The organism is Pseudomonas sp. NPDC089741 (assembly GCF_044748825.1).
Lineage (GTDB): Bacteria > Pseudomonadota > Gammaproteobacteria > Pseudomonadales > Pseudomonadaceae > Aquipseudomonas > Aquipseudomonas helmanticensis.
Genome location: NZ_JBIVGT010000019.1, coordinates 69,340 through 96,273, shown reverse-complemented (window position 1 = coordinate 96,273; position 26,934 = coordinate 69,340). Strand labels below are relative to the sequence as shown.

The following is a 26,934-nucleotide window of genomic DNA, read 5'->3' as shown; positions in this document are numbered from 1 at the left end:
CTCCTACATTGGAATGCGATCACCTGTAGGAGTGAGCCTGCTCGCGATAAGGCCGGCACATACACTAGATATTTCTAGGGTTGTTCCCCGGAGAACCGCAATGACTGACACCCCGCTGTCCCCCACCGAATTCGAAGCGGCCCTGCGCGCCAAAGGCGCTTACTACCACATCTACCACCCGTACCACGTGGCGATGTATGAAGGCCGCGCCACTCGCGAACAGATCCAGGGCTGGGTCGCCAACCGCTTCTACTATCAGGTGAACATCCCTCTGAAAGACGCGGCGATCCTCGCCAACTGCCCGGACCGCGAAATCCGCCGCGAGTGGATTCAGCGCCTGCTCGACCACGACGGCGCCCCCGGTGAAGACGGCGGCATCGAAGCGTGGCTGCGACTCGGTCAAGCCGTCGGTCTCAACCCGGATCAACTGCGCTCTCAGGAGCTGGTGCTGCCCGGCGTACGGTTCGCCGTCGATGCCTACGTCAACTTCGCCCGCCGCGCCAATTGGCAGGAAGCCGCCAGCAGCTCACTGACCGAACTGTTCGCGCCGCAGATCCACCAATCGCGCCTCGACAGCTGGCCGCAGCATTACCCGTGGATCGACCCGGCCGGTTACGAATACTTCCGCACCCGCCTCGGTCAGGCCCGGCGCGATGTCGAGCACGGTCTGGCGATCACGCTCGAGCACTACAAGACGCGCGAAGGCCAGGAGCGCATGCTGGAAATTCTCCAGTTCAAACTGGACATTCTTTGGAGCATGCTCGATGCCATGAGCATGGCCTACGAATTGAACCGCCCGCCGTACCACAGCGTGACCGAACAACGCGTCTGGCATAAAGGAATCACCTTATGAGTTTCGATCGCAGCAAAGTCCCGAGCTGGCGCCCCGGCTACCGTTTCCAGTACGAACCGGCGCAGAAAGGCCATGTGCTGCTGTACCCGGAAGGCATGATCAAGCTCAACGAAACCGCTGCACTGATCGGCGGTTTGATTGACGGCGAACGCGACGTCGCGGCGATCATCGCCCAACTCGATGAGCAGTTCCCCGGCGTGCCCGAGCTCGGTGACGACATCGAGCAATTCATGGAGGTTGCCCGTGCACAGCACTGGATCGAACTTGCCTGATCTGCCGCCCAAGCCTGAAATCGGCCTGCCGCTGTGGCTGCTCGCCGAGCTGACCTACCGCTGCCCACTGCAATGCCCGTACTGCTCCAATCCACTGGATTTTGCCGAGCAGGGCAAAGAGCTGACCACAGAACAGTGGATCAAGGTCTTCCGCGAGGCGCGGGAGATGGGCGCGGCGCAACTGGGCTTTTCCGGTGGCGAGCCGCTGGTGCGTCAGGATCTCGCCGAGCTGATTCATGAAGCGCGGCAGTTGGGTTTCTACACCAACCTGATCACCTCCGGCATTGGCCTGACCGAGCAGAAAATCAGCGACTTCAAGAAGGCCGGCCTCGATCACATCCAGATCAGTTTTCAGGCCAGCGACGAGCAAGTGAACAACCTCCTCGCCGGCTCGAAAAAAGCCTTCGCGCAGAAGCTGGAGATGGCCCGTGCGGTGAAGGCCCACGGCTATCCGATGGTGCTGAATTTCGTCACCCATCGGCACAACATCGACAAGATCGACCGCATCATCGAGCTGTGCATTGCACTTGAAGCCGACTTCGTCGAACTCGCCACCTGCCAGTTTTACGGTTGGGCGCAGCTCAATCGTGTCGGCCTGTTGCCGACCAAAGAGCAACTGGTGCGCGCCGAGCGCATCACCAACGAATACCGCGCGAAACTGGAAGCCGAAGGGCATCCGTGCAAGCTGATTTTCGTCACCCCGGATTACTACGAAGAACGCCCGAAAGCCTGCATGAACGGCTGGGGAAGCATCTTTCTGACGGTCACGCCGGACGGCACCGCCCTGCCCTGCCACGGCGCCCGGCAGATGCCAGTGCAATTTCCCAATGTGCGCGATCACAGCATGCAGCACATCTGGTACGACTCGTTTGGTTTCAATCGCTTTCGCGGTTACGACTGGATGCCCGAGCCGTGCCGCTCCTGCGACGAGAAAGAAAAAGACTTCGGCGGCTGCCGCTGCCAGGCGTTCATGCTCACCGGTGATGCGAGCAATGCCGACCCGGTGTGCAGCAAATCCGAACATCACGGCGTGATCCTCAAGGCCCGCGAAGAAGCCGAGACCGCCACCCAAACCATCGAACAATTGGCCTTCCGCAATGAACGAAACTCGCGCCTCATCGCCAAGGGCTGAGCCTTTCAGCGCCTCGCAAGCCGTCGCCGCCGGCATGGATTTCGCCGAGTTGCAGCTCGGTGCCAATGGGCTGTTCTGGAATGAATATCGCCCGGAGGATGCCGCCTGCCGGATCTGGCAGTGGCGCGATGGCGTGGCGAAATGTCTGACGCCGAACGGCTTCAGCGTGCGCAGTCGGGTGTACGAATATGGTGGTGGCGCATTTTGTCTGACGCCGGATGGGGTGGTTTTCGTCGCGGAGGCAAATCAGCAGTTGTATCGGCAGACGCTGGATGGCGAGCCTGAGGCGCTGACGTCGGGTGAGTGTCGTTATGGCGATCTGCATTTTGCCAATGGCCAGGTGCTGGCGGTGGAAGAACAGCGTGATCAGCATCGGCTGGTGGCGATTGATTTGGCTGACGGCGCGCGGCATTTGTTGGCTGAGGGCGCGGATTTCTATGCTGCGCCAACTATCAGCCCGGATGGTCAGCGTTTAGCGTGGATCGAGTGGAGTCGGCCGCATCAGCCGTGGACCTCGACCCGGTTGATGGTGGCTGAACGCTTGGCTGCCGGCACATTCGGTTCGCCACGATGTGTTGCTGGCGATGAGATTGAAGAATCCATTCAACAACCACGATTTGATACTGAAGGTCGGCTGTATTGCCTGACCGATCGCGGTGGATTCTGGCAGCCGTGGGCTGAGACTTCCGATGGTCTGGAGCCTGTGTCCGCAGCGCCGGCCGATCATGCACCGGCGCCTTGGCAATTGGGCGGCTGCACTTGGTTGTCTGTCGAGGGTTCTTTTTTAGCCAGTTGGACCGAAGGTGGTTTCGGCCGTCTGACCCTCGGCGATGAAGATTTCACAGGCGACTACAGTCGCTTCCGTCATCTGGCGCTGGATGCACAAAACCTCTACTGCATCGCTGCCTCGCCGATCAGCCCTGCGGCGGTCATCGCCATTGATCGAACCACGCGCGAAGTGAAGGTGCTGGCCGGTGGCGTGGCGCCCCTGCCCGCCGAGCGCATCAGCCGCCCGCAAACCCTGCGTTACCCGAGCGGGTCGGGCGAGGCGCATGGGTTCTTCTATCCAGCCATGAGCGGCGAGACGAAACCGCCGCTGGTGGTGTTCATCCACGGCGGCCCGACGTCGGCCTGCTACCCGATGCTCGACCCGCGCATCCAGTACTGGACGCACCGCGGCTTCGCCGTCGCCGATCTCAACTATCGCGGTAGTAGCGGTTATGGCCGGGAATATCGGCAGGCACTGCACTTGAGCTGGGGCGAGGTGGATGTCGAGGATGCTTGTGCGGTAGTGAGCTATCTCGCCGAACAGGGTTTGATCGACGGCAATCGCGCTTTCATTCGGGGCGGCAGCGCAGGCGGTTACACCACTTTATGCGCATTGGCGTTCAAACAGGTTTTCCGTGCGGGCGCCAGCCTTTACGGCGTTAGCGATCCAGTTGCGCTGGCACGAGCGACACACAAGTTCGAAGGGGATTATCTGGACTGGCTGATCGGCGATCCCGAGCAAGATGCCGAACGCTACGCTGCCCGCACGCCGTTGCTGCACGCAAACAACATCCGCGTGCCGGTGATTTTCTTTCAGGGTGAACTGGACGCCGTGGTTGTCCCGCAACAAACCCGTGACATGGTCACGGCGCTGGAGCAGAACGCCGTCCCGGTCGAAGTCCATTACTACCCCGACGAACGCCACGGCTTCCGCCGCGCCGCCAATCAGGCGCATGCGCTGGAACATGAATGGAAGTTTTACCGCCGGGTGATGGGGCTCTCTGACTGAAACCCTCTCCCTGTAGGAACTGCGGCACGCTGCGATCTTTTGATCCTTGAAATCAAAAGATCGCAGCGTGCCGCAGTTCCTACAGGCTTATGCCGCTGACTCAGCGTTTGGCGATGATGTACACCGCATGCACGATCCCCGGAATATACCCGCACAACGTCAGCAGAATGTTCAACCAGAACGCCCCGCCAAACCCGACCTGCAGAAACACACCCAGTGGCGGCAACAGAATAGCGATGATGATCCGAATGAAATCCATGGGGCAGCTCCTGAATGGGGGTTGGCTCACTTGAGCCATACAAGCTAATCGACCCGCGCCGTTCGTCAGGGTTCAGTGCAACTGCCATTTGATCGCCATCACCGACAAAAAAACGCCCCACGCCAAAACAATCAGGCGTGGGGCGTGCGTTATACCGCGAGACGGTTCTTTAATTCGGGTAGGAAACTCCAGTTCAGACGGCAATCCCTTTGCGGCACTGCAGTTGGGCGGTGCGCACTCGCGAGAAGGCGCGGCCCAGGCGCAGGAGCATTTCGTCGATGTTGGTTTTGCTCACGGTGAGGGCCGGGGTGAACCGCAGGCAGTTGGCTTGCGGGGCGTTGAGCAGCAGGCCTTCGTGCAAGGCGGCGTGGACTACGGCGTCGGCGCAATCGTCTGACAGGGTCAGTCCGTAGAACAGGCCTTGGCCGCGCAGTTCGCCATGATCGTAGCGGTGTGCCAATCGGGCCAGACCTTCGCGCAGGTGCTGGCCGCTCTCGTTGACCTGCTGGAGGAAACTGCGGTCATGCACACTGTCGAGCACCACCAGCCCGGCGGCTGTCATCAGCGCATTGCCATGGTGGGTGCCGCCGAGCTCGCCAGGCTCGAAACAGCAAGCCTTGCCCCGCGCCAGCAGCGCCGCCAACGGCACACCGCCACCAAGCCCTTTACCGAGCACGACGATATCGGCGCGCACGCCGTAGGATTGTTCGGCGAGCAAAGTGCCGCAACGGCCGATGCCGGTTTGCACTTCGTCGAGGATCAGCAGAATGCCCAGTTCACGACAGAGTCGTTCGACACCTTTGAGGTAATGCTCGGTGGCCGGAACAACCCCAGCATCACTTTGGATCGGCTCAAGCATGATCGCCACGGTTTGCGCGTCGACTGCGGCGTGCAGCGCCGGTAAGTCGTTGAATGGCACCAGATCAAAACCCGGCAGCAACGGCGCGAAACGGTTGTGCAGGTTGCAGCTGTCCGAGGCGGAAATTGTCGCCAGGCTGCGGCCATGACAACCCTGCTTCGCGACGATGATCCGCGAGGCGCCGCCGCGATGCAGTTGGCCCCACTTACGTGCGAGTTTGATCGCTGCTTCACAGGCTTCGCTGCCGCTGTTGAGCAGGTATGCCTGATCGCTGGAGGTAGCGGTGCACAGGCGTTCGGCGAGGCTGAGCATGCCGCGATTGTGCAGATTGAAACCGGGATTGATCAGCGCCTGCGCTTGACTGCTGATGGCTTTCACCAGCGCCGAAGGGCTGTGGCCAAGGCTGTTGGCGCCACCGGCCTGAGAAAAGTCGAGATACGCACGATCGTTGCTGTCCCACAGCCATGAGCCTTGCCCGCGGACGAACACCTGCTGTGGCCGTTCGACGCTGGGCATCAACCGTTCGGCGCTGAGATTTTCGCTGTTTTCAGCGGGATTGGCCTCGAAGGCGAGGTCATCAAGACTCGGCGTCTGGCGCCGCAAACTGAACAGATTCATTGCAAAAAACCTCGTTCGAGGTTTTTTGAACTGCCTATGTAAACACTGTCGAAGCGAACGCTATTCATCGCGCTTTCTGGCCCTGTAAGCCTTGTGAATGCGGTTAGACTAGGCGCACTGACGGCTTCGGGCCATTTCGATTTCCCAGCATTTTCGATAAGCATTACTTATGGATTTCAAACAACTGCGTTATTTCGTCGCGGTCTACGAAGAAGGGCATGTCGGTCGCGCTGCGGAACGTCTGTCGATCTCGCAACCGGCGTTGTCGCAGCAGATCCGCCAACTTGAACAGAACCTCGACGTCACTCTGTTCGAACGCAGTAGCAAACGCCTGCTGCCAACCCTCGCCGCGCACACGTTGTATAACCACGCGTTGCCACTGCTCGACGGTTTGCAACGAGCGCGCGAGGCGCTGGGCAATTTCAAGGGGCAGGCCTTGCGTACGCTGGCGATCGGCGTGCTGCAAACGGTGCATACCAGTCTGGTGCCGCAAATGCTCGAACGGGTGCGCAAGGCGCAGCCGCATCTGGTGGTGCAGATTTATGAATTGACTGGACTTGAGATCGAGCGCCGCCTGCTCAACGGGTCGCTGGATATTGGCATCAGTTATCTACCGCCGCGCCAACCGGGCCTGCACGGTGTGATGTTGTACGAAGATGAACTGACGCTGGTGATTCCGGCAGATCATCCGTTGCGCGAATTCAAGAAGGTCTCGATGCGCCAGGCCGCCGAGTTGCCGATGCTGCTGTTGGGCGAAGAGTTTCAGATCCGCCAGATCTGGCAGGCGCAACTGACAGCTTTGGGGCGCCGCCCGCAGGTGCAAGCCGAGCTGAACAATATGGTGGGGATTCTCGACAGTCTGCCGCACACCAAACTGGCGACGGTGCTGCCCGGGCGTTCGCAAAAGGAATACGACGATCAGGATCTGCTGTGGAAACCGCTGAGCGAACCCCGAGTGCCGCTGAAAGTGGGCTTGGTCTGTCGCGATGTGCAACGTCAGCAGGCACCTTTGGCGCTATTGCAGACATTGCTGGAAGAGGTGATGGAGCGCGAGATAAGGCCGCCGCTCGACCCTTTGGTCTGAGCACTTTTCTGCAGGCAAAAGAAAACCCCGCCGAAGCGGGGCTTTGCAGACTGTTTCCCTGACATCCATTTCACTCCGCCACCCTGGCAGAATCCTACGTGTCCGTGTTGTTGCTTTGCGCTTCCTGCGCGACGTCCATGAAATGTAGATTAGCCGTGGATCCAATCCACGCATATGGGAGAACAGCAGCACGTCATGTAAGCAAATGCTTACATGACGCTATCTCATCAGAATTGCGCTGCATCCAGCAGGAACAACGACTCGCTACCAGCCTTCACCGACGCGCTCAACGAGTGAATGCGCGGCAGCAGACGGGCGAAGTAGAACCGTGCAGTGCCGAGCTTGCTCGCATAGAAATCGTCCTGCGCTTCTTTGCCCAGCGAAGCCTTGGCCATCAGTGCCCACATGTACGCGTAGGAAACGTAGCCGAACACTTGCAGATATTCGACCGAAGCCGCGCCGATTTCGTTCGGGTTGTTTTTCGCCCGATCCAGCAGCCATGAGGTCAGCTCGTCGAGGGTGCCGACGGCATCGTTCAGCGGTTTGGTGAATTCGCCCAGATCGGCGCCGGCGGTCGCGGTGAAGTGGCGGATCTCGTCAGCGAACAGCTTGTAGAACGCGCCGCCACTACCGACAATCTTGCGACCGACCAGGTCCAGCGCCTGAATGCCGTTGGTGCCTTCGTAGATCTGGGTGATGCGCACGTCGCGCACCAGTTGCTCCTGGCCCCATTCACGGATGTAGCCGTGGCCGCCGAAAATCTGCTGGCCGTGCACGGTGGTTTCCAGACCCAGATCGGTGAGGAACGCCTTGGCAACCGGCGTCAGCAGAGCCACCAGATCTTCCGCACGCTTGCGGGTGGTGGCGTCTTCGCTGAACTTGGCGGTGTCGAGTTGCATCGCCACGTAGGTGGAGAACGCACGGCCACCTTCGTTCGAGGCTTTCATTGTCAGCAGCATGCGACGCACGTCCGGGTGGACGATGATCGGGTCAGCGACTTTGTCTTTGTTCTGCGCGCCGGTCGGCGAACGGCTTTGCAGACGGTCGCGGGCATATTCAACGGCGTTCTGGTACGAACGCTCGCCGGTCGCCAGGCCTTGGATGCCGACGCCCAGACGCTCGTAGTTCATCATGGTGAACATCGCGTTGAGGCCTTTGTTCGGCTCGCCGACCAGATAACCCACGGCTTCGTCGAAGTTCATCACGCAGGTCGCGGAAGCCTGGATACCCATCTTGTGTTCGATCGAACCGCAGTTCGCCGGGTTGCGCGCGCCCAGGCTGCCGTCGGCATTGACCATGAACTTCGGCACCAGGAACAGTGAAATGCCTTTCGGGCCCGCCGGGGCGTCCGGCAGTTTCGCCAGCACCAGGTGAATGATGTTCTCGGTGAGGTCGTGTTCGCCACCGGTGATGAAGATCTTGGTGCCGCTGACTTTGTAGGAACCGTCGGCCTGAGGTTCGGCCTTGGTACGGATGATCCCCAGATCGGTGCCGGCGTGCGGCTCGGTCAGGCACATCGAACCGGCCCAGATGCCGGCGTACATGTTCGGCAGGTACGCGGCTTTCAGCTCTTCGCTGGCGTGGGCGTTGATCGACAGGCAGGCGCCGGCAGTCAGCATCGGATACAGACCGAAGGACAGGCTGGCGGAGTTGACCATTTCTTCAACCTGCGCCGATACGGCTTTGGGCATGCCCATGCCGCCATATTCGGGATCACCGCCGACGCCGACCCAACCGCCTTCGGCGTAAGTCTGATAGGCCTGTGGGAAACCGGCCGGAGTGGTGACGGCGCCGTCAGCCCAATGACAACCTTCTTCGTCAGCGGCACGGCTCAAGGGCGCGATGCTTTTGCTGGTGACCTTGCCGGCCTCTTCGAGAATCGCTTCAACGGTTTCGGCGTCGACGGTGTCGGCCAGAGCCGGCAGTTCGGCCCAGAGTTTGGCGACCTCGAACACTTCATTGAGGACGAAGCGCATATCGCGCAGCGGCGCTTTGTAGTCAGCCATGGCAAACCTCGCAAGATCTAAACAGGTTATTCGTGAAGGGTGTTTTCGTTGAGCCGGAGTGTACCTCAACAACTTTTGCGACACATAGGGTCAACCAGTGACTGATTTGTTATTTTTAGTCACCGAAAAAAGATCGTCCGAAGGCTCGGGCCGCGATCGGACGATCTTTTGATCTTCCTTAAAGCGCAAACACCTCCGCCGGCAACTTCATCAAACAATCACTCCCCGCCTCTACAGCCGCCCGATGCGCCGCCGTACGCGGCAACAGTCGCTTGAAGTAAAACTCGCACGTCGCCAATTTCCCCCGCAGATAGTCCGCCTCCCCTTCGCCCGCCTCCAGTTGCGCCTGCGCTACCAACGCCATGCGCAACCACAGATAACCGAGAATGATGTAACCGCTGTACATCAGGTAATCCACCGACGCCGCGCCCACTTCATCCGGATTCTTCATCGCCGCCATGCCGACCTTCATGGTCAGCTCACCCCACTGTTGATTCAGCACATTGAGCTGCGCAACGAAACTGCCCAGCTGCGGATGCTCAGCGTTGGCCGCACAGAACTTGTGGACGATCTTGGTAAACCCGCGCAGCAACTTGCCCTGACTACCCAACACTTTGCGCCCGAGCAGGTCCAGCGCCTGAATGCCGTTGGTGCCCTCGTAGATCGGCGCAATCCGGCAATCGCGCACCAATTGCTCCATGCCCCATTCGCGAATAAAACCGTGGCCGCCAAACACCTGCATGCCATGGTTGGTCACTTCCAGCCCGGTATCTGTCATGAACGCTTTGCAGATCGGCGTGAGGAACGCCAACAGGTCTTCAGCCTCCAGACGCGCCTCGGCATCGTTGCTCAGGTGTGCGACATCGAGCAGTTGCGCAGTGAAGTAGGTCAGTGCGCGATTGCCTTCGTTGAAGGCTTTCATGGTCAGCAGCATGCGCCGCACATCCGGGTGGACGATGATCGGGTCGGCGGCTTTGTCCGGGGCTTTGGCGCCCGTCAGCGAGCGCATCTGCAAACGATCGTTGGCGTATTTGATCGCGCCCTGAAAACTTGCCTCGCCCAGACACAAACCCTGCATGCCGGTACCGAGCCGTGCGTGGTTCATCATGGTGAACATGCAATTGAGGCCCTTGTTCGGCTCGCCGATCAGGTAACCCGTGGCACCGTCGAAGTTGAGCACGCAGGTGGCCGAGGCCTTGATGCCCATCTTGTGCTCGATTGAACCGCAGGACACGCCGTTGCGCTCGCCCGCTTCGCCCGCCGTGTCCGGCAAGAACTTCGGCACGATAAACAGCGAAATGCCTTTGGTGCCGGCCGGCGCGTCCGGCAGTTTCGCCAGCACCAGATGGATGATGTTGTCGCTCATGTCATGCTCGCCGGCGGAGATGAAAATCTTGCTGCCGGTGACCGCGTAACTGCCGTCGGCCTGGGGCACGGCGCGGGTCTTGATGATGCCCAGGTCGGTGCCGCAATGGGCTTCAGTCAGGCACATGGTGCCGGTCCACTGGCCGGCGGTGAGTCTGCTCAGATAGGTTTCTTTCTGTTCAGCGGTGCCATGCGCGTGGATCGCCGACATCGCGCCGTGGGTCAGGCCCGGGTACATGCCCCAGGACGTGTTGCTGGAACCGACCATTTCGCTGATCACCAGCCCCAGCGAACTCGGCAAGCCTTGGCCGCCATGCACCGGATCTGCCGCCAGACCGTGCCAGCCACCTTCGACATATTGTGCGAACGCTTGCTTGAAGCCTGTAGGCGTTGTCACCACGCCGTTGTCGAAATGGCAGCCTTCTTCGTCACCGCTGCGATTGAGCGGTGCCAGCACGTTCTCACAGAACTTCGCGCCTTCTTCGAGGATCGCGTTGATCATGTCCGGGCTGGCATCGTCGGCGCCGAGCGCGGCGTAGTTGGTGTGGAAGTCGAAGACGTGGTCAATCAGAAAACGCATGTCGCGCAGGGGGGCTTTGTACTCGGGCATGGTGGCTTCTCCGTCAGCAGATTTCCTCAACCTACTGCCGGCCACCACGCCTCACAATCACTGTGCAGACGCTGAATGCGCCGTCATCACTCAACCCGCAGCAGCGTCCATGCGTACGGCGCCACGGCGGTTCTGACCGAACGCAACCACGCAGTTACGCCCTGCGCCCTTGGCACTGTAGAGCGCCTCGTCGGCAGATTTGAGAACTTGCTCTGGCGTTCGTTGTTCCAGACGTTCGGCGACGCCGATGCTCACCGTCACCGACACACTTGATGCGCCGGAACCAGCACGACGCTGACGACCTTGCTGGTCATCCTGCGGGCGGTTTTCCTGATTGCGCAGCTGGATGTTGTAAGAGGCGATCGACTCGCGGATCACTTCCAGATGCGGCATGCATTCCTCAAGGGTTTTGCCTGCGAATACCAGGGCAAATTCCTCGCCGCCATAGCGATATGCCCTACCGCCACCGCTGATTTTCGACAGTTTGCTGGCGACCAGGCGCAACACTTGGTCACCGACATCGTGGCCGTGGGTGTCGTTGAATTTCTTGAAGTGGTCGACGTCGCTCATCGCCAGCACATAGTTGCGCCCGAGGCGCTGCATGCGTTCGTTGAGTGCGCGGCGTCCCGGCAGGCCGGTGAGTTCGTCGCGGAAGGCCATTTGATAAGCCTCGTGCGCCACGGCCGCCGCGATCATCAACATTACCTGGCTGCACATGATGTTCAGGGTGAACGGCAGGATGAAGGTTTTCGGCAGCATCCAGAACACACCGAGCAAGCCGACCAGTTGCGCCGCGTGCAAGGGGCGCGGGTTGCGCCAGTATTGCCAGGCCAAGAGCAGGAATGCCGAGATAAACACCGGATAGGACAGCTGGATCAGGCTCATCCATGCGCCGTGCAGCGCCGGCCAGCGTATCTCTGACAGCCAGATCAGCAGCGCCTGGGGATAACTTTGCTCAAGTCCCAGCGCGACACTGCCGAATGCCAGCAACACGGCAAACCGCGCAACCATGTCCTGAAACAGGTGCGTGCGCTCCTGCCACGCGGCGAAGAGGCCGAACAACAACGGCAGCAGCAGGCAGACCAGATGAAACACCACCGCGGCGTCTTCGCGCACCTTGCCGTTGTCACGGTAATAGTCGGTCTGGGTGTCGAGCAGAAAATAGGCGATGTACACCGTGAGCATCAGAAACAGTTCACGCTGGCGTCGGTAAACCGCGCAGTAAGCGCCACCCAGCAGCAGAACCAGAGTCGGCAACACGTTGAACAGAGAAGTGAAGAACACGTTGAGGTCTTTGACGTACGCAGCCGCCAACCCCGCGAGTAACAACAGCAGTGAAGGTAGGAAATGGCTGAAACGTACAGCGGAAGAACGCGGCAAGGGTAAAGCTCCGACCCGTCATGGCAAAGAGGTGGCATTGTGCCTGCAATGCATGCAGTTAAGCACACACAATGTGATCCAGATCACACGCAGTCTCTTTAACGGCAGAAAACCTGACTATCTGAGCGATTTGCCAAGTTTTTTGCCTTCGACCAGCCGCTGGCCACCATCAATGGTGGCCAGGCTGGGAAATTCCCCTCAAAGATCGTTGTAAAACGGCAGCAGCGGCCCCTCCGCCGGGCTCCGTCCTTCGGCACCGTAAGGCTTGAGATTGAGCGATGCATCCGCTGCCTGACGAGTCGTGACCTTCGGACTGGCCGGGCGCTGGGTCACGGCGTTTTCATCGCCGATATGGCCCTGCGGGATAACCAGCGATGGATGATCGAACGGCGCCCGCTCCCAGGCCACGCGTGGGTCGGTCAGGCCGACTTCCATGAATTTCACCAGCGCATCGATCTCATCCGGGGTCAGGTTGAGGTTGGTCATGTCCGGATCGAGGTTCGAGGTGTTGTGCTGATTGGCCGACGGGTGTTCGAAACCGCTGGTGTTGTTGGCATCCTCACCACGGCGGTCGCCGCCACGGTTGTAGAACTCCATCACTTGCTTGAGCGTCGCGCGGCTGCCGTTGTGGAAGTACGGCCCGGTCAGGGCGATGTTGCGCAGGGTTGGAGTCTTGAAGGCACCGTCGACCGAATCGCGGAAGTTGACGTTGGGTTTGAGCGTCGCATCGCACGGAATCGCTGCGCTCAGCGGTGCCTCGAAGGTGCAGACATCGACGTCCAGCGGATCGGGAATGCTGCCACCCTGCAGCAACTTGTTGTATTGCCGGCTGAACGACCACGGATTACCCCAGGCATCGGTGCCGCCAAGGGCCAGGTCTTCGGACGTCGGACGCACGCCGGTGTTGTAGAAGCCGTTGTCGTAAAGAGTGGTGAGGTTGTCGGCCATGACCATACGTTCGATGCGCTCACGCGGATGCATCAACAGGCGGCTGGCAGCGTTGGTCAGCTCCGCGCCGCCATGGCAACTGACGCATTTGCCTTTGCCGAGAAACAGGTTCATGCCCAGCACTTGCTGCGCGTTCATGGCGGTCGAATCGCCCTGCAGGTAAGCATCGATCGGCGCTTGGTCTGATATTAGCGTGGACTCGTACATTTGAATTGCCAGCCCGAAGAAGAGCGGGAAGTTGGCCTCAATCTGCGTGTACGGTGCGCCGCCAACCAGCACGTTTTGCGTAGCGTTCCACAGGCGTGGCTGGAAGGCGTTCTTGATCAGTTCACGATAGGTCGGACGCCGCGCGCCGGATACCGAGGCGAGTACAGAGTCGTTGGAGGAAATCCGCTGCTGCTTGAGCATCAACTGATCGAGCATGCGCCGGCCGATGTCGGCAAAGGTGCGGCCGCCGCAGGACATTTCCACCGCGCTGCCGGGCGGACCCACCGCTTGCGACGCGGCGGAGGCATCGTTGAGCGCCAGCCTGACTCTGGTCGCCACGGTGCTGCGCTCGGCGGTCACGTAAATCCCTGCATCGGGATCACGATTGCCGAACGGCGAGAATCCGTTGAACACGTTATTCGCGCGGCCATCCCAGAAGTTACGCACATTGAACGCGGCGTTGATTACCGACGGCGCATTACGTCCGGTGCTGCGCCGTACGTTGATGCCACCGACCTGGAAAATGCCGTCCGGTTGCTGGGTGCATTTGTCGAAACGCGGCTGGTTGGGTTTGACGAAGTTGGCGTCGAACACGCCTTGCGAGCCGACGACATCATCGCTTGAGTAAACGATTGGCGAATTACGCTCCAGTGGATTGCTCAGCACGTGAGTCGGGAAGTCGGTTTTCTTCAGTGTGTAGTTCGGCCCGCCCTTGCCGCCAGACAGTGTCGCGTAGGACGCCACGTCCCCGGGAATGTCCGACGCTAGGAAAGGTTTGTTGAAGATCGAGGCGACGTTGGCGTTGGTGTGCGCCTGGCCGGGGTTGAGCTGGTTGGTGCTGCGGTGATCGACGCCAGCGTGGTAGTGGCAGGACGCGCAAGCGGTAGCGCCATCGCTGCCGACTTCCATGTCCCAGAACAGCGCTTTGCCCAGCAGGATCGCGGCGGAGCGGTTGAGCACGTAGTCGGTCATCAAGTCGACTTTGCGTCCGCCTTCTGTCCCGGAGGGATCGGGCGGCACCATGCCACGCAGCGATTGCAGGCTCGGCACTTCCGGCACGGGCGGATCTACTTCGGCGGGCGTCGCGGCCATCGCGCCAGAGACCGCAAATGCAAGGGCTAACCAGACAAGTCGGCAGATGTTCATGTGCTTCACCCTGAGGGTTGTTGTTATGAGTTTTGCCGGGCGAGAGGCGTCGTGAAACAGCGGTGGATTTCTCGTGAGCGCCGGTTAATCTGCGCAGTGCAATTAATTGGCCAGCTCTTGTAGAAACATTTTGCATCAATAAACGCGGGGCCGCGCGCTGGCAGCCACCGTTTCTGCTGGGGAATCGCCCCCGGAGTTGGGGAAAAATCCAACGCAAAAAAAACCGCTGCACCCGAAGGCGCAGCGGTTTTTTCAAGCGACCGCGTTAAGGCTTAGTAGCCCAGTGCGAAGTCTTCTTCTTTCATGTCCATCAGGTTGTTGGCGCCCGACAGCATGGTGACCACATGAGTACGGGTACGCGGCAGGATACGCTGGAAGTAGAAGCGCGCAGTTTGCAGTTTGGCGGTGTAGAACGCTGCGTCGCCGGTGCCTTCTGCCAGCTTTTCAGCGGCCAGACGCGCCATGTCGGCCCAGAAGTAAGCCAGGCAGGCATAACCGGAGTACATCAGGTAGTCCACGGACGCCGCGCCGACTTCTTCGCGATCTTTCATCGCGGCCATACCGACCTTCATGGTCAGCTCGCCCCATTCCTTGTTGATCGCAGCCAGCGGTGCAACGAATTCTGCAACGGCTTCGTTGCCTTCGTGGGTCTGGCAGAACTTGTGGACGATCTTGGTGAAGCCTTTCAGGGCCTCGCCTTGAGTCATCAGCACTTTACGGCCGAGCAGGTCGAGTGCCTGGATACCGGTGGTGCCTTCGTACAGCATCGAAATACGGCTGTCGCGAACGTTTTGCTCCATGCCCCACTCGGCGATGAAGCCGTGGCCGCCGTAGATCTGTACGCCGTGGTTAGCGGATTCAAAACCGACTTCGGTCATGAACGCTTTGGCGATCGGGGTCATGAAGGCCAGCAGTGCGTCGGCTTTCTTCTTCTCTTCTTCATCGACGCCGTATTTGACGATGTCGACCTGTTTGGCGGTGAAGTACACCATCGCGCGGTTGCCTTCGGCGAAAGCCTTCATGGTCAACAGCATGCGACGTACGTCAGGATGCACGATGATCGGGTCAGCGGCTTTTTCCGGCGCTTTCGGGCCAGTCAGCGAGCGCATTTGCAGACGATCGCGAGCGTATTTCAGGCCACCCTGGAAACCGATTTCGGCGTGGGCCAGGCCTTGCAGCGCGGTACCCAGACGTGCGGTGTTCATAAACGTGAACATGCAGTTCAGGCCTTTGTTCGCCGGGCCGATCAGGAAACCGGTAGCACCGTCGAAGTTCATCACGCAGGTGGCGTTGCCGTGGATGCCCATCTTGTGTTCCAGCGAACCGCAAGTCACTGCGTTGCGCTCACCGATGCTGCCGTCAGCATTCGGCATGAACTTGGGAACGATGAACAGCGAGATGCCTTTGGTGCCAGCCGGTGCGTCCGGCAGGCGAGCCAGCACGATGTGGACGATGTTGTCGGCCATGTCGTGTTCACCGGCCGAGATGAAGATCTTGGTGCCGGAGACTTTGTAGGAACCGTCGGCCTGAGGTTCGGCCTTGGTGCGCAGCATGCCCAGGTCGGTGCCGCAGTGCGGTTCGGTCAGGCACATGGTGCCGGTCCATTCGCCGGAAACCAGTTTGGTCAGATAGGCTTCTTGCTGCTCTGGCGTGCCGTGCTCGGAGATGGTGTTCATCGCGCCGTGCGACAGGCCTGGGTACATGCCCCACGACCAGTTGGCTTCGCCAACCATTTCGCTTACGGCCAGACCCAGCGACTCCGGCAGGCCTTGGCCGCCGTGCTCAACGTCGTGCGCCAGGCTTGGCCAGCCGCCTTCGACAAATTGCTTGTAAGCCTCTTTGAAGCCCGTCGGGGTTTTCACGCCGGACTCGCTCCAGGTGCAACCTTCGAGGTCGCCCACGCGGTTCAGCGGTGCCAGTACCTGCTCACAAAACTTGGCGCCTTCTTCGAGAATGGCGTCAACCATGTCCGGAGTTGCGTCTGCGCAAGCCGGAAGGCTCTGATAGTGCGCTTCGTAGCCGAGCAGCTCGTCACGAACGAAGCGAATATCACGCAAGGGGGCCTTGTAGTCAGGCATAGCGATAAACCTCTGCTGATGTAACCGGGAATGAACGACCGTGTTGATTTGTTGTGACGGTCAAACAGTTGTTTGAAACATACGTTTACGCCGAAATCTTGTCAAGCATCGATGTTTTGCCGTTCGTCCCCGCCTCTTTCAAACGGCGGACGCAGCGAACCGCCATGGACTCGAACGAGCCACGGGCGCTGAAAAAAGATTAGTTGAGGGAGAAGGACTTACAACGAAAAACGCCGCGACAAGGCGCGGCGTTCAACAGGCGGACGGCGAAAAACTCAGGCGAAAGTATCGATGATCGTACCGAGCACTTCGTCGGATGCCTTGGCGACTTTCGTGCCCAGCTCTACTTGGAACTTGCCTTGGGCCATCTGCACCATGTCACTGCCCAGGTCCATTTGCTGGCTGCGATCCACGCCACGCAAACGATCAATCTGTGCTTCCGAAGACTGGCTGGTGACCGAACGCTCGATCGTGTTGTTGGCGATCTGGCTGGCAGCTTGATCGACGCGGTTCTGCCCGGTCTGAATGGTGCTCAAACCCGCATAAAAAGCTGTGTTACCGGAGATTTCCATAACGGTTCTCATCCTTGGGAAGGATCAATAGTCGCCATTGAAGCAGAGGCGCCAGAAAAACACCCGTCAAAAACACTAATGGCACAGTGCCTGCCCATAGAGAAAAGCTTAGTCGAGCAAATCCAGTTGCAGATGATCCGCCACCGCCTCGGCACTCAGCGCTTTCAGTTTCGGTACGCGCCCAAGACACGGCGCCGGAATCCGCTCGGCCAATGTCGCGAGGTTTTCCTCCAGCCGCGATGTCTTCGGATCGATGATATTCGCCACCCACCCCGCCAACTGCAGACCATCGCGGGCGATCGCCTCAGCGGTCAGCAAGGCATGGCTGATGCACCCCAACCTCACCCCCACGACCAGAATCACCGGCAGCTTCAACGCAATTGCCAGGTCGGACAAATTATCCTGATCCGCCAGCGGCACCCGCCAGCCACCCGCGCCCTCAATCAAGGTGAAATCGGCATTCATCGCCAGAATCTCGCGCATCGGTGCCAGCAACGATTGCACCGTCAACGCCACACCCGCCTCGCGCGCCGCGAGATGCGGAGCGATTGCAGGCTCAAAGGCAACCGGATTGACCTGTTGATAACTCAGCGGCAACGAACATTCGGCCAGCAACGCCAGCGCATCGGAATTTCGCAACCCCTTCGGCGTCACTTCGCACCCGGAAGCGACCGGCTTGCCCGCCGCCGTACTCAGCCCGGCGGATCGTGCCGCATGCAGCAATCCGGCGGCGACGGTGGTCTTGCCGACATCAGTGTCCGTTCCGGTAATGAAATAGGCTGCGCTCATACGGGTTTCTCCAACACGGCGTAGACCACCTGATAAGTCGCTGGCAATCCCGACGCCTCACGGAACTGCTCGTAAGCTTCGACCAGCCCGAGGATTCGTGCACGCCCGGTCAACCCGCCCGGCCGCCCGGGATTCAGATTGTGCGCACCCAAGGCTTTCAATTCGTGGGTCAGACTGCGCACATCCGGGTAATGCAGCACATGCGCCTGATTCTCCAGACTCAACGTGCGCAAGCCACTGGCTGCACACAACTGCTCATAACGGGCGAACTCGCGGAAGCGGTTGACGTGCACCAGCCCGTCGACCTGCCGCCAGCTATCGCGCAACTCAAACAACGTCCCTACACAAAGACTAGCAAATGCGAAAATCCCGCCCGGTTTCAGTACGCGAAAGGCTTCGCTGAGCACCGCATCGAAATCCGCGCACCACTGCACCGCGAGGCTGGAAAAGATCAGATCGCAGGTCGAATTCTGCAACGGCAGCCGCTCGGCATCGCCAGCAATGAAATACTCAGCGCCACCCAATGGACGCGCGTGATTGAGCATGCCCTCGGCGATGTCCAGCGCCAGCCCGTGGCTCCCGGCCAACCGCGAAGCCAACGCGCGAGTGAAATAACCCGTGCCACAACCCAGATCCAGCCAACGCGCAGGCACGAACTCCTGCGGCAAACGCTGGATCAACTGTGTACCGACATCACGTTGCAACTCGGCGACGCTGTCATAACTGGCCGCCGCGCGAGAAAAAGAAGCCGCGACCTGACGCTTGTCAGGCAAGCCGCCAGGCAGCGCAACAAGAGACAAATCAGTCATCACCGCACTCATGTAAAAAAGCCTGGATCGCACCGGCCACTCCGTGGGGGTCCTCCAGAAGAAACGCATGGCTGGCCTGTTCGATCAGGCCAATTTCGATATCCGGCAACAGGCTGAACAAGGCCCCCGCCGCCTCCGCAGGTACCAGCCCGTCGAGGCCGGCAAACAGATGAAACTGCGGCCCACGAAACGCTTGCAACGCTTCGCGAGTGTCCAGTTGTGCGAGCAATTCCAGTCCCGCCATCAACGACGCGGGCGTGGTGTGCGGTGCGCCGCCGAGCATCAGCCGCGACAAGCCGCGCGCGTCATCTGCGCCCTGGGCACACAGCAGCGAGAAACGCTTGAGGATCATGCGCGGATCGGCCTGGCAACCGGCGAGAAACGCGTCGAAAGTCTCGGCGGGCATCGCGTTCGGCCACTGTTCATGGGCGACAAACGCAGGATTGCTCGCCAGCGTCAGCAACCCGCAGCAACGTTCGCCACGGCGCGCCGCCAACTCCGACGCGAGCATGCCGCCCAACGACCAGCCACCGAGCCAGACATCCTCAGGAATGCGTTCATCGAGTTCATCCAGCCAGTCCTGCAAGTCGCTGGAATCGATCTCCGGCAACGGCTCGATTTCAACCTTCAGATGCTCATCGAGGCCTTGCAATGCGGCGGCCAAAGGCTCCATCGGCGAAACACCGAGGCCCCAGCCAGGCAGCAGAATCAGGCGATCACGCATGGCTTGGCTCCGGCGACAGGTGGGCAAAGCAATCGGCCAGTCCTTCCAACAATAGCTGCACCTGCGCCTCGCTGTGGGCAGCGGTCAGGGTCACCCGCAGTCGTGCGCTGCCAGCGGGCACGGTAGGCGGGCGGATTGCCGTGACCAGCAAGCCGCGCTCGCGGAGCATTTGCGACAGGCGTACGGCGCGCCCGGCATCGCCAATCATGATCGGTTGAATCGGGGTGAAGCTGTCCATGAGTTGCAGTCCGATCTGCTCGGCCCCTTGGCGAAATTGACGGATCAGCAGATCAAGATGCTCGCGCCGCCAATGCTCGGTACGCAGTAATTCCAGACTTTTCAGCGTTGCACACGCCAGTGCCGGCGGTTGGCTGGTGGTGTAGATGTACGGGCGGGCAAACTGGATCAGACTCTCGATCAGTTCCTCGCTTCCGGCAACAAAAGCACCCGCCGTGCCGAACGCTTTGCCGAGGGTGCCGACCAGAACCGGCACATCCTCCTGACTCAAACCGAAATGCTCGACGATCCCGCCACCGTTGGCACCCAACGGGCCGAAGCCGTGAGCATCGTCGACCATCAGCCACGCGCCTTTGGCCTTGGCCTCGCGGGCCAACGCCGGCAGATCAGCGAGGTCGCCGTCCATGCTGAACACGCCATCGGTGACCACCAGCGTATTGCCGGAGGCTTTCTCCAGGCGCTTGGCCAGGCTCACCGCGTCGTTGTGCAGATAACGATTGAAACGCGCGCCGGACAGCAGGCCGGCATCCAGCAGCGAGGCGTGATTGAGACGGTCTTCCAGCACCGTATCGCCCTGCCCGACCAGCGCCGTGACGGCGCCGAGATTGGCCATGTAACCGGTGGTGAACAGCAGCGCGCGTGGTCGACCGGTGAGATCGGCCAGTGCTTCTTCAAGCGCGTGATGCGGGCCGCTGTGACCAATCACCAAATGCGACGCACCGCCGCCGACACCCCAGCGTTCGGCGCCGGCGCGCCACGCTTCGATGACTTGCGGATGATTGGCCAGACCGAGGTAATCGTTGTTGCAGAAGGCGAGCAACGGCTGACCATCGACCACCACGTACGGCCCCTGCGGAGACTCGAGCAGCGGTCGCTGGCGATACAGATTTTCAGCACGACGGGCAGCAAGGCGTGCGGCGAGATCGAAAGACATGCAGGCCTCGACAGTAAAAAACAACTCTGTAGGAGCCGCCGCAGGCTGCGATCTTTTGATCTTGTCTATTTAAAAACAACAGCAAAAGATCGCAGCCTGCGGCAGCTCCTACATGGGATGCATGGGGCGGTTAGACGGCGGCGTTGTAGAACTGCTCGCTGCTTTTCTGCTCGACCAGCGCCTGCTCGATCGCGGCTTGATGAACTTCGTCGGAATGCTCTTCACGCGCTTCCGGCTGAATGCCCAGACGTGCAAACAGTTGCATGTCCTTGTCGGCCTGCGGGTTGGCGGTGGTCAGCAGTTTGTCGCCGTAGAAAATCGAGTTGGCACCGGCGAAAAAGGCCAGGGCCTGCATCTGCTCGTTCATCGCTTCGCGGCCAGCGGACAGGCGCACGTGGGATTGCGGCATGAGGATGCGCGCCACGGCGAGCATGCGGATGAAGTCGAACGGGTCGATGTCTTCGGCGTTTTCCAGCGGCGTGCCGGCGACTTTCACCAGCATGTTGATCGGCACCGACTCCGGGTGTTCCGGCAGGTTGGCCAACTGGATCAGCAGATTGGCGCGGTCATCCAGCGACTCGCCCATGCCGAGAATACCGCCGGAGCAGATCTTCATCCCCGACTCACGCACGTAGGCCAGCGTTTGCAGACGCTCGCTGTAAGTACGGGTGGTGATGATGCTGCCGTAGAACTCCGGCGAGGTGTCGAGGTTGTGGTTGTAGTAATCGAGGCCAGCCTTGGCCAGTGCTTCGGTCTGATCCTGATCGAGACGGCCCAAGGTCATGCAGGTTTCCAGCCCCATGGCTTTCACGCCTTCGACCATCTTCAGCACGTACGGCATGTCTTTCGCCGACGGATGTTTCCACGCCGCACCCATGCAGAACCGCGTCGAGCCGATCGCCTTGGCACGTGCCGCCTCTTCGAGGACTTTCTGCACTTCCATCAGCTTTTCTTTTTCAAGGCCAGTGTTGTAGTGACCGGACTGCGGGCAGTACTTGCAGTCTTCCGGACAGGCGCCGGTCTTGATCGACAGCAGCGTCGAAACCTGCACGCGGTTGGCGTTGAAATGCGCGCGGTGCACCGTTTGCGCCTGGAACAGCAAGTCGTTGAAAGGCTGTACGAAGAGTGCTCTGACTTCGGCCAGAGACCAGTCGTGACGCAGGGTGGCGGTGGTGCTCGCGCTCATGGGTAATTCCTTGGTTATGCTTGGCTCGCGACTGCGGAAATGGAATACCCACAGGCGCTACACGGATGTTCGGCATATTTAAGGAAGAGACATGCGCTGTCAACCACCATGCAAAGAGTCGGTTTACATCTGTTTAAAAAACGTACAGACCTGTTTGTTGTGCGATGAGCCCGCAGACGCAGAATTGCCAATCTGCGTCGCCTGCGAAACCGATCTGCCGTGGCTTGGCGAGCATTGCGTCACCTGCGCTTTGCCGCAGACCGCAGCGGGACGCACGTGTAGCGAGTGCCTGCTAGAGCCGCCGGCGTTCGAACAGGTGGTCGTGCCGTGGCTGTATGGCTTCCCGCTCGACAGTTTGATTACACGGTTTAAACACAACGCGAAATGGCCGTTTGGCCACCTGCTCGCCGACGTTCTCGGGCAATACCTGCAACATCGCTTCGAAGAGGGTTTGCCAAGGCCTGATGCGTTGTTGCCGGTGCCACTGGCGAAACAACGCTTGCGTCAGCGCGGTTTCAATCAAGCGGCGCTGTTGGCGCGTTGGCTGGGCAAGTCGCTGGATTTACCTTGCGAGGAAGATGTTCTAGACAGGGTTCATAACACCAGCGCGCAGCAGGATCTCGACGCCAAGGCGCGTAAACGCAATCTGCTGCAAGCCTTCAGCCTCAATCCCGATGCACAGGTGAAGGGCCGACATCTGGCGTTGATCGATGATGTGCTGACGACCGGCGCCACCGCCCAAGCGTTGGCCCGATTGTTAATGAAAGCTGGCGCAGCAAGAGTTGACGTCTATTGCCTCGCCCGCACGCCAAAACCCGGAACCTGAAGCCTACATAACCCCTGTAGGCGCTGCGGCACGCTGCGATCTTTGGATCTCTGGAAACAAGATCAAAAGATCGCAGCGTGCCGCAGCTCCTACAGGGGATTGGGTTTGGCTTGACTCTCGCGTCGCGAGCGGCCAACTTCACTCCCCACCGCCACAGCTAAAAAGCACCCCATTCATGCCCATGCCTTCCCTGTTGTCCCAGCACATCGTCCGCCGTCCGCAGCGCATCGCCCTGCTGCAACACATCGCCGAACAGGGTTCGATCACCCGCGCGGCAAAAAGCGCAGGCCTGAGTTACAAAGCGGCGTGGGATGCGATCGATGAGCTGAACAATCTCGCGCTGAAACCGCTGGTCGAACGCGCCGTCGGCGGCAAGGGCGGCGGCGGCGCAAAACTGTCCAGCGAAGGCGAACGGGTGTTGCGCCTGTATCAAAAGCTGCAAGCCTTGCAGGCGCAGGTGCTGGAAGCGGCGGAAGACGCTAGCGATCTTGACCTGCTTGGTCGGCTGATGCTCCGAACCAGCGCGCGCAATCAGTTGCACGGCAAGGTCGTGGCGATTGACAGTCAGGGCCGCAATGACCTGATCCGCCTCGAACTGGCTGAAGGCCTGCACCTCGACGCGCAGATCACCCACGACAGCACCGTGCACCTGGAACTGCAGTCCGGCACCGAAGTGGTGGCGTTGATCAAGGCTGGCTGGCTCGAACTGCTGACCGTCGAGCAACCTGCAACGTCTGGTCACAATCTTCTGAAGGGCACCATCGAAGCCATTCTCGATGCCGAGGACGGCCCCAGCGAAGTGCGCATTACCCTGCCCAACGGCCATACCCTCTGCGCCCTGGCCGAGCCGCTGGACTTGCGCACCCGTGGTCTGACCGTTGAACAACCGGTGCAGGTGCAGTTTTCAGCGTCCAACGTGCTGATCGGTACTCCGCTGTAGTCGGGCGCTGCAACGAAAGCGTCATCGACGCTCATTAAGGTGGCTGCCAAAACCAAGCAGGGAGCCTGATGTGAGCCTATTAGAAGAAAACCAATCGACTGACCTGGAAAAAATGGTCGGCCTCAGCCGTCGCGGTTTCATCGGCGCCGGTGCGCTGTGCGGCGCAGCGATGTTCCTCGGCGGCAGCCTGTTGAGCCGTAGCGCGCTGGCCAACGGTATTAGCGTCGGCAACAGCCGTTTGCTCGGTTTCGAAAGCATTCCGGCGGCGACCACCGACGTGATCAGCCTGCCCAAAGGCTACAAATCCTCGGTGCTGATCAGCTGGGGCCAACCGTTGCACAAAAACGGCCCGGCCTTCGACCCGAGCGGCAACGGCACCGCCGCTGCACAGGAAGTGCAGTTCGGCGACAACAATGACGGCATGAGCCTGTTCGCTTTCCCCGACGACCGCAACCGCGCGTTGATGGCGATCAACAACGAATACACCAACTACCGCTATCTCTACCCGCACGGTGGCATGCCGAAATCGGCCGAGGACGTACGCAAGGCGCTGGCCTGCGAAGGCGTTTCGGTGATCGAGGTGCAGCGCAAGAACGGCCAGTGGCAGTTCGTTCAAGGCTCGCGTTACAACCGCCGAATCCACGGTAACTCACCGCTGCGCATCGGCGGCCCCGCTGCCGGTCACGCCTTGATGAAAACCGCCGCCGACAAACACGGCAAACAAGTCCTCGGCACCTTCCAGAACTGCGCCAACGGTAAAACCCCGTGGGGTACTTACCTGACCTGCGAAGAAAACTTCACCGACTGCTTCGGCAGCAGCAACGCCCAGCAGCAGTTCGATCCGGCGCAGAAGCGCTACGGTGTGTCGGCCGCCAGCCGCGAGATCAACTGGCATCCGTATGACCCGCGCTTCGACATGGCGAAGAACCCCAACGAACTCAACCGTCACGGTTGGGTGGTCGAGATCGATCCGTTCGATCCGCAATCGACCCCGGTCAAGCGTACGGCGCTGGGTCGTTTCAAACATGAAAACGCCGCACTCGCCGAGACCGACGACGGCCGCGCTGTGGTGTACATGGGCGACGACGAGCGTGGCGAGTTCATCTACAAATTCGTCAGCCGTGACCGCATCAACCATCGCAACGCCAAGGCCAACCGCGACATCCTCGATCACGGCACCCTGTACGTGGCCAAGTTCGACAACGGCGACAGCAACCCCGACCATCCGAAAGGCCAGGGCCAGTGGATCGAACTGACCCACGGCAAAAACGGTATCGACGCCAGCAGCGGTTTCGCCGATCAGGCTGAAGTGCTGATCCACGCGCGCCTCGCCGCCAGTGTTGTTGGTGCCACGCGCATGGACCGCCCGGAATGGATCGTCGTCAGCCCCAAGGATGGCCAGGTTTATTGCACCCTGACCAACAACGCCAAGCGCGGCGAAGACGGGCAACCGGTGGGCGGACCGAACCCTCGTGAAAAGAACGTTTACGGGCAGATCCTGCGCTGGCGCACTGATCGCGACGATCACGCGGCGAAGACGTTTGCCTGGGATCTGTTTGTGGTCGCCGGCAACCCGGGCGTACACGCCGGGACGCCGAAGGGCGGCTCGAAAAACATCACCGCGCAGAACATGTTCAACAGCCCCGATGGTTTGGGCTTCGACAAGGCCGGACGCTTGTGGATTCTCACTGATGGCGACTCCAGCAACGCCGGCGACTTTGCCGGGATGGGCAATAACCAGATGCTCTGCGCCGATCCGAAGACCGGTGAAATTCGCCGCTTCATGGTCGGGCCGATTGGTTGTGAAGTTACCGGGATCAGCTTCTCGCCGGATCAGAAGACCCTGTTTGTCGGGATTCAGCATCCGGGGGAGAACGGCGGTTCGACGTTCCCTGAGCATTTGCCGAATGGCAAACCGCGCTCGTCAGTGATGGCGATTACCCGTGAGGATGGCGGAATAGTCGGCGCCTGATAAACCGCTTTCGCGAGCAGGCTCGCTCCCACAGGGTCTTCAGTGTGCCAACTATCTCAGGCACACAGACAATCCAATGTGGGAGCGGGCTTGCTCGCGAAGAGGCCCTCCCAGACACCAACCACCTCCCCCGCTGCCATCTGCGCTACCATGCTGGGCCGGACGCGGCAGCCTGCTGCGCGCAGGAGTCAGCATGGCCCACCCGTTTGAAACCCTCACACCCGACCTCGTCCTCGATGCCGTTGAAAGCATTGGCTTCCTCAGTGATGCGCGCATTCTGGCGCTCAACAGCTACGAGAACCGCGTCTATCAGGTCGGCATCGAAGACTCCGAACCGCTGATCGCCAAGTTCTACCGCCCGCAGCGCTGGACCAACGAAGCCATCCTCGAAGAACACAAGTTCACCTTCGAGCTGGCCGACGTCGACATCCCGGTGGTTGCACCAATGATCCACAACGGCGAAACCCTGCACGAGCATGCCGGTTTCCGCTTCACCTTGTTCCCGCGTCGTGGCGGCCGGGCGCCGGAGCCGGGCAATCTCGATCAGCTGTACCGCCTCGGCCAGTTGCTCGGGCGGATTCACGCGGTCGGCGCGACCAAGCCGTTCGAACATCGCGAGGCCCTCGCCGTGCAGAACTTCGGCCACGCCTCGCTGAACACCCTGCTTGAAGGCAACTTCATCCCCAAGAGCCTGCTGCCGGCCTACGAGTCCGTCGCCCGCGACCTGCTCAAACGCGTGGAAGATGCCTACGCCAACACGCCGCACCAGAACATCCGCATGCACGGCGACTGCCACCCCGGCAACATGATGTGCCGCGACGAGATGTTCCACATTGTCGACCTCGACGACTGCCGCATGGGCCCGGCCGTGCAGGACATATGGATGATGCTGGCCGGCGACCGTCAGGAATGCCTCGGCCAACTGTCTGAGTTGATGGACGGCTACAACGAATTCCACGATTTCGACCCGCGCGAACTGGCGCTGATCGAACCGTTGCGCGCGCTGCGCCTGATGCATTACAGCGCTTGGCTGGCACGGCGTTGGGATGACCCGGCGTTTCCGCACAGTTTTCCGTGGTTCGGTACTGAACGTTACTGGGGCGATCAGGTGTTGGCGTTGCGCGAGCAACTGTCCGCACTGAATGAAGAGCCACTGAAACTCTTCTGACCCGCCTTCATCCTCTGTAGGAGTGAGCCTGCTCGCGATAGCGTTTTATCCAGTCAACGAAAATGTTGAATGTCAGAGCGCTATCGCGAGCAGGCTCACTCCTACATTTGTTCGGTGTTCACAATTTCCCGACCATTGCGCTACGACATTCGTAGACAAATCTCCTTACAATCCCCCCTTTGT

At 60.3% G+C, this 26,934-nt stretch carries 22 protein-coding genes; 9 read left to right on the top strand and 13 right to left on the bottom strand.

The window, feature by feature from the left end; all coding sequences use genetic code 11:
• The first annotated feature begins 100 nt into the window (after positions 1 to 100).
• Genes pqqC through ACIPZE_RS18610 form a run of 4 tightly spaced genes read left to right on the top strand, consistent with a single transcriptional unit; the run spans position 101 to position 4,034 of the window.
• Positions 101 to 853, top strand: a complete 753-nt coding sequence (gene pqqC, locus ACIPZE_RS18625) for a pyrroloquinoline-quinone synthase PqqC (protein ID WP_283438565.1) — start codon at positions 101 to 103, stop codon at positions 851 to 853.
• Positions 850 to 1,125 carry a pyrroloquinoline quinone biosynthesis peptide chaperone PqqD gene (gene pqqD / locus ACIPZE_RS18620; protein ID WP_129395779.1) on the top strand — a complete coding sequence of 92 codons (276 nt, stop codon included), beginning with the start codon at positions 850 to 852 and terminating at the stop codon, positions 1,123 to 1,125. Before pqqC ends, pqqD begins: the two co-directional genes overlap by 4 nt.
• Positions 1,118 to 2,257, top strand: a complete 1,140-nt coding sequence (gene pqqE, locus ACIPZE_RS18615) for a pyrroloquinoline quinone biosynthesis protein PqqE (RefSeq protein ID WP_283438676.1) — start codon at positions 1,118 to 1,120, stop codon at positions 2,255 to 2,257. The genes pqqD and pqqE overlap by 8 nt, the downstream gene beginning before the upstream one ends.
• A complete protein-coding gene (locus ACIPZE_RS18610; RefSeq protein ID WP_400774475.1) occupies positions 2,223 to 4,034 on the top strand; it encodes a S9 family peptidase in 1,812 nt (603 codons plus the stop codon). Before pqqE ends, ACIPZE_RS18610 begins: the two co-directional genes overlap by 35 nt.
• 100 nt (positions 4,035 to 4,134) lie before the next feature.
• Here the strand turns inward: ACIPZE_RS18610 and ACIPZE_RS18605 are convergent, their stop codons facing one another.
• The gene (locus ACIPZE_RS18605; protein WP_003228885.1) at positions 4,135 to 4,293 is read right to left on the bottom strand and encodes a YqaE/Pmp3 family membrane protein; all 159 of its coding nucleotides are present in this window, start codon (positions 4,291 to 4,293) and stop codon (positions 4,135 to 4,137) included.
• Between the two features lie 193 nt (positions 4,294 to 4,486).
• Positions 4,487 to 5,770 (bottom strand): aspartate aminotransferase family protein, encoded by a 1,284-nt coding sequence (locus ACIPZE_RS18600; protein WP_400774473.1) that lies wholly within the window; start codon positions 5,768 to 5,770, stop codon positions 4,487 to 4,489.
• A 169-nt stretch (positions 5,771 to 5,939) separates the two neighbouring features.
• Between ACIPZE_RS18600 and ACIPZE_RS18595 the strand changes: the two genes are divergently transcribed.
• Positions 5,940 to 6,854, top strand: a complete 915-nt coding sequence (locus ACIPZE_RS18595; protein WP_283438562.1) for a LysR family transcriptional regulator — start codon at positions 5,940 to 5,942, stop codon at positions 6,852 to 6,854.
• A gap of 227 nt (positions 6,855 to 7,081) precedes the next feature.
• Here ACIPZE_RS18595 and ACIPZE_RS18590 read toward each other — a convergent pair whose 3' ends face one another.
• The 11 genes from ACIPZE_RS18590 to bioB form a co-directional block, all read right to left on the bottom strand.
• The gene (locus tag ACIPZE_RS18590) at positions 7,082 to 8,860 is read right to left on the bottom strand and encodes an acyl-CoA dehydrogenase C-terminal domain-containing protein (protein WP_400774470.1); all 1,779 of its coding nucleotides are present in this window, start codon (positions 8,858 to 8,860) and stop codon (positions 7,082 to 7,084) included.
• A gap of 178 nt (positions 8,861 to 9,038) precedes the next feature.
• On the bottom strand, positions 9,039 to 10,835 hold the full coding sequence (locus ACIPZE_RS18585; protein ID WP_400774467.1) for an acyl-CoA dehydrogenase C-terminal domain-containing protein: 1,797 nt from the start codon (positions 10,833 to 10,835) through the stop codon (positions 9,039 to 9,041).
• Between the two features lie 90 nt (positions 10,836 to 10,925).
• Positions 10,926 to 12,215, bottom strand: coding sequence for a GGDEF domain-containing protein (locus tag ACIPZE_RS18580; protein ID WP_129395786.1), 1,290 nt, complete (start codon positions 12,213 to 12,215; stop codon positions 10,926 to 10,928).
• Between the two features lie 198 nt (positions 12,216 to 12,413).
• On the bottom strand, positions 12,414 to 14,516 hold the full coding sequence (locus ACIPZE_RS18575; RefSeq protein ID WP_400774465.1) for a cytochrome-c peroxidase: 2,103 nt from the start codon (positions 14,514 to 14,516) through the stop codon (positions 12,414 to 12,416).
• 272 nt (positions 14,517 to 14,788) lie between these two features.
• Positions 14,789 to 16,594 carry a phenylacyl-CoA dehydrogenase gene (locus ACIPZE_RS18570; RefSeq protein ID WP_283438558.1) on the bottom strand — a complete coding sequence of 602 codons (1,806 nt, stop codon included), beginning with the start codon at positions 16,592 to 16,594 and terminating at the stop codon, positions 14,789 to 14,791.
• A 275-nt stretch (positions 16,595 to 16,869) separates the two neighbouring features.
• Positions 16,870 to 17,166 (bottom strand): pyrroloquinoline quinone biosynthesis protein PqqE, encoded by a 297-nt coding sequence (locus ACIPZE_RS18565; RefSeq protein ID WP_400774462.1) that lies wholly within the window; start codon positions 17,164 to 17,166, stop codon positions 16,870 to 16,872.
• Positions 17,167 to 17,274: 108 nt separating this feature from the next.
• Positions 17,275 to 17,955, bottom strand: a complete 681-nt coding sequence (gene bioD, locus ACIPZE_RS18560) for a dethiobiotin synthase (protein ID WP_038363263.1) — start codon at positions 17,953 to 17,955, stop codon at positions 17,275 to 17,277.
• The gene (gene bioC / locus ACIPZE_RS18555; RefSeq protein WP_400774461.1) at positions 17,952 to 18,764 is read right to left on the bottom strand and encodes a malonyl-ACP O-methyltransferase BioC; all 813 of its coding nucleotides are present in this window, start codon (positions 18,762 to 18,764) and stop codon (positions 17,952 to 17,954) included. The genes bioD and bioC overlap by 4 nt, the downstream gene beginning before the upstream one ends.
• On the bottom strand, positions 18,757 to 19,488 hold the full coding sequence (locus tag ACIPZE_RS18550) for an alpha/beta fold hydrolase (protein WP_400774460.1): 732 nt from the start codon (positions 19,486 to 19,488) through the stop codon (positions 18,757 to 18,759). The genes bioC and ACIPZE_RS18550 overlap by 8 nt, the downstream gene beginning before the upstream one ends.
• Positions 19,481 to 20,659: an 8-amino-7-oxononanoate synthase gene (gene bioF, locus ACIPZE_RS18545; protein WP_400774457.1), complete on the bottom strand. Its 1,179-nt coding sequence runs from the start codon at positions 20,657 to 20,659 to the stop codon at positions 19,481 to 19,483. The genes ACIPZE_RS18550 and bioF overlap by 8 nt, the downstream gene beginning before the upstream one ends.
• A 130-nt stretch (positions 20,660 to 20,789) precedes the next feature.
• A complete protein-coding gene (gene bioB, locus ACIPZE_RS18540; RefSeq protein WP_129395794.1) occupies positions 20,790 to 21,845 on the bottom strand; it encodes a biotin synthase BioB in 1,056 nt (351 codons plus the stop codon).
• Positions 21,846 to 21,936: 91 nt separating this feature from the next.
• Between bioB and ACIPZE_RS18535 the strand changes: the two genes are divergently transcribed.
• From ACIPZE_RS18535 to ACIPZE_RS18520, 4 genes are all read left to right on the top strand, one after another.
• Entirely contained in the window at positions 21,937 to 22,671 is a 735-nt protein-coding gene (locus ACIPZE_RS18535) for a ComF family protein (protein WP_283438553.1), read from the top strand.
• 175 nt (positions 22,672 to 22,846) lie between these two features.
• A complete protein-coding gene (locus ACIPZE_RS18530; protein ID WP_400774455.1) occupies positions 22,847 to 23,611 on the top strand; it encodes a TOBE domain-containing protein in 765 nt (254 codons plus the stop codon).
• A 70-nt stretch (positions 23,612 to 23,681) separates the two neighbouring features.
• Positions 23,682 to 25,583, top strand: coding sequence for a PhoX family protein (locus ACIPZE_RS18525; protein WP_400774452.1), 1,902 nt, complete (start codon positions 23,682 to 23,684; stop codon positions 25,581 to 25,583).
• Between the two features lie 193 nt (positions 25,584 to 25,776).
• Entirely contained in the window at positions 25,777 to 26,751 is a 975-nt protein-coding gene (locus tag ACIPZE_RS18520) for a serine/threonine protein kinase (protein ID WP_008083831.1), read from the top strand.
• Positions 26,752 to 26,934 lie beyond the last annotated feature (183 nt).

Coding starts and splice junctions, on each gene's coding strand:
- ACIPZE_RS18610 (WP_400774475.1), top strand. CDS start 2,223: ATGAACGAAACTCGCGCCTCATCGCCAAGGGCTGAGCCTTTCAGCGCC.
- ACIPZE_RS18530 (WP_400774455.1), top strand. CDS start 22,847: ATGCCCATGCCTTCCCTGTTGTCCCAGCACATCGTCCGCCGTCCGCAG.
- ACIPZE_RS18595 (WP_283438562.1), top strand. CDS start 5,940: ATGGATTTCAAACAACTGCGTTATTTCGTCGCGGTCTACGAAGAAGGG.
- ACIPZE_RS18550 (WP_400774460.1), bottom strand. CDS start 19,488: ATGCGTGATCGCCTGATTCTGCTGCCTGGCTGGGGCCTCGGTGTTTCG.
- bioD (WP_038363263.1), bottom strand. CDS start 17,955: ATGAGCGCAGCCTATTTCATTACCGGAACGGACACTGATGTCGGCAAG.
- ACIPZE_RS18600 (WP_400774473.1), bottom strand. CDS start 5,770: ATGAATCTGTTCAGTTTGCGGCGCCAGACGCCGAGTCTTGATGACCTC.
- ACIPZE_RS18535 (WP_283438553.1), top strand. CDS start 21,937: ATGCGCTGTCAACCACCATGCAAAGAGTCGGTTTACATCTGTTTAAAA.
- bioF (WP_400774457.1), bottom strand. CDS start 20,659: ATGTCTTTCGATCTCGCCGCACGCCTTGCTGCCCGTCGTGCTGAAAAT.
- ACIPZE_RS18520 (WP_008083831.1), top strand. CDS start 25,777: ATGGCCCACCCGTTTGAAACCCTCACACCCGACCTCGTCCTCGATGCC.
- ACIPZE_RS18565 (WP_400774462.1), bottom strand. CDS start 17,166: ATGGAAATCTCCGGTAACACAGCTTTTTATGCGGGTTTGAGCACCATT.
- ACIPZE_RS18585 (WP_400774467.1), bottom strand. CDS start 10,835: ATGCCCGAGTACAAAGCCCCCCTGCGCGACATGCGTTTTCTGATTGAC.
- ACIPZE_RS18570 (WP_283438558.1), bottom strand. CDS start 16,594: ATGCCTGACTACAAGGCCCCCTTGCGTGATATTCGCTTCGTTCGTGAC.
- bioC (WP_400774461.1), bottom strand. CDS start 18,764: ATGACTGATTTGTCTCTTGTTGCGCTGCCTGGCGGCTTGCCTGACAAG.
- pqqD (WP_129395779.1), top strand. CDS start 850: ATGAGTTTCGATCGCAGCAAAGTCCCGAGCTGGCGCCCCGGCTACCGT.
- ACIPZE_RS18605 (WP_003228885.1), bottom strand. CDS start 4,293: ATGGATTTCATTCGGATCATCATCGCTATTCTGTTGCCGCCACTGGGT.
- bioB (WP_129395794.1), bottom strand. CDS start 21,845: ATGAGCGCGAGCACCACCGCCACCCTGCGTCACGACTGGTCTCTGGCC.
- ACIPZE_RS18575 (WP_400774465.1), bottom strand. CDS start 14,516: ATGAACATCTGCCGACTTGTCTGGTTAGCCCTTGCATTTGCGGTCTCT.
- pqqC (WP_283438565.1), top strand. CDS start 101: ATGACTGACACCCCGCTGTCCCCCACCGAATTCGAAGCGGCCCTGCGC.
- ACIPZE_RS18590 (WP_400774470.1), bottom strand. CDS start 8,860: ATGGCTGACTACAAAGCGCCGCTGCGCGATATGCGCTTCGTCCTCAAT.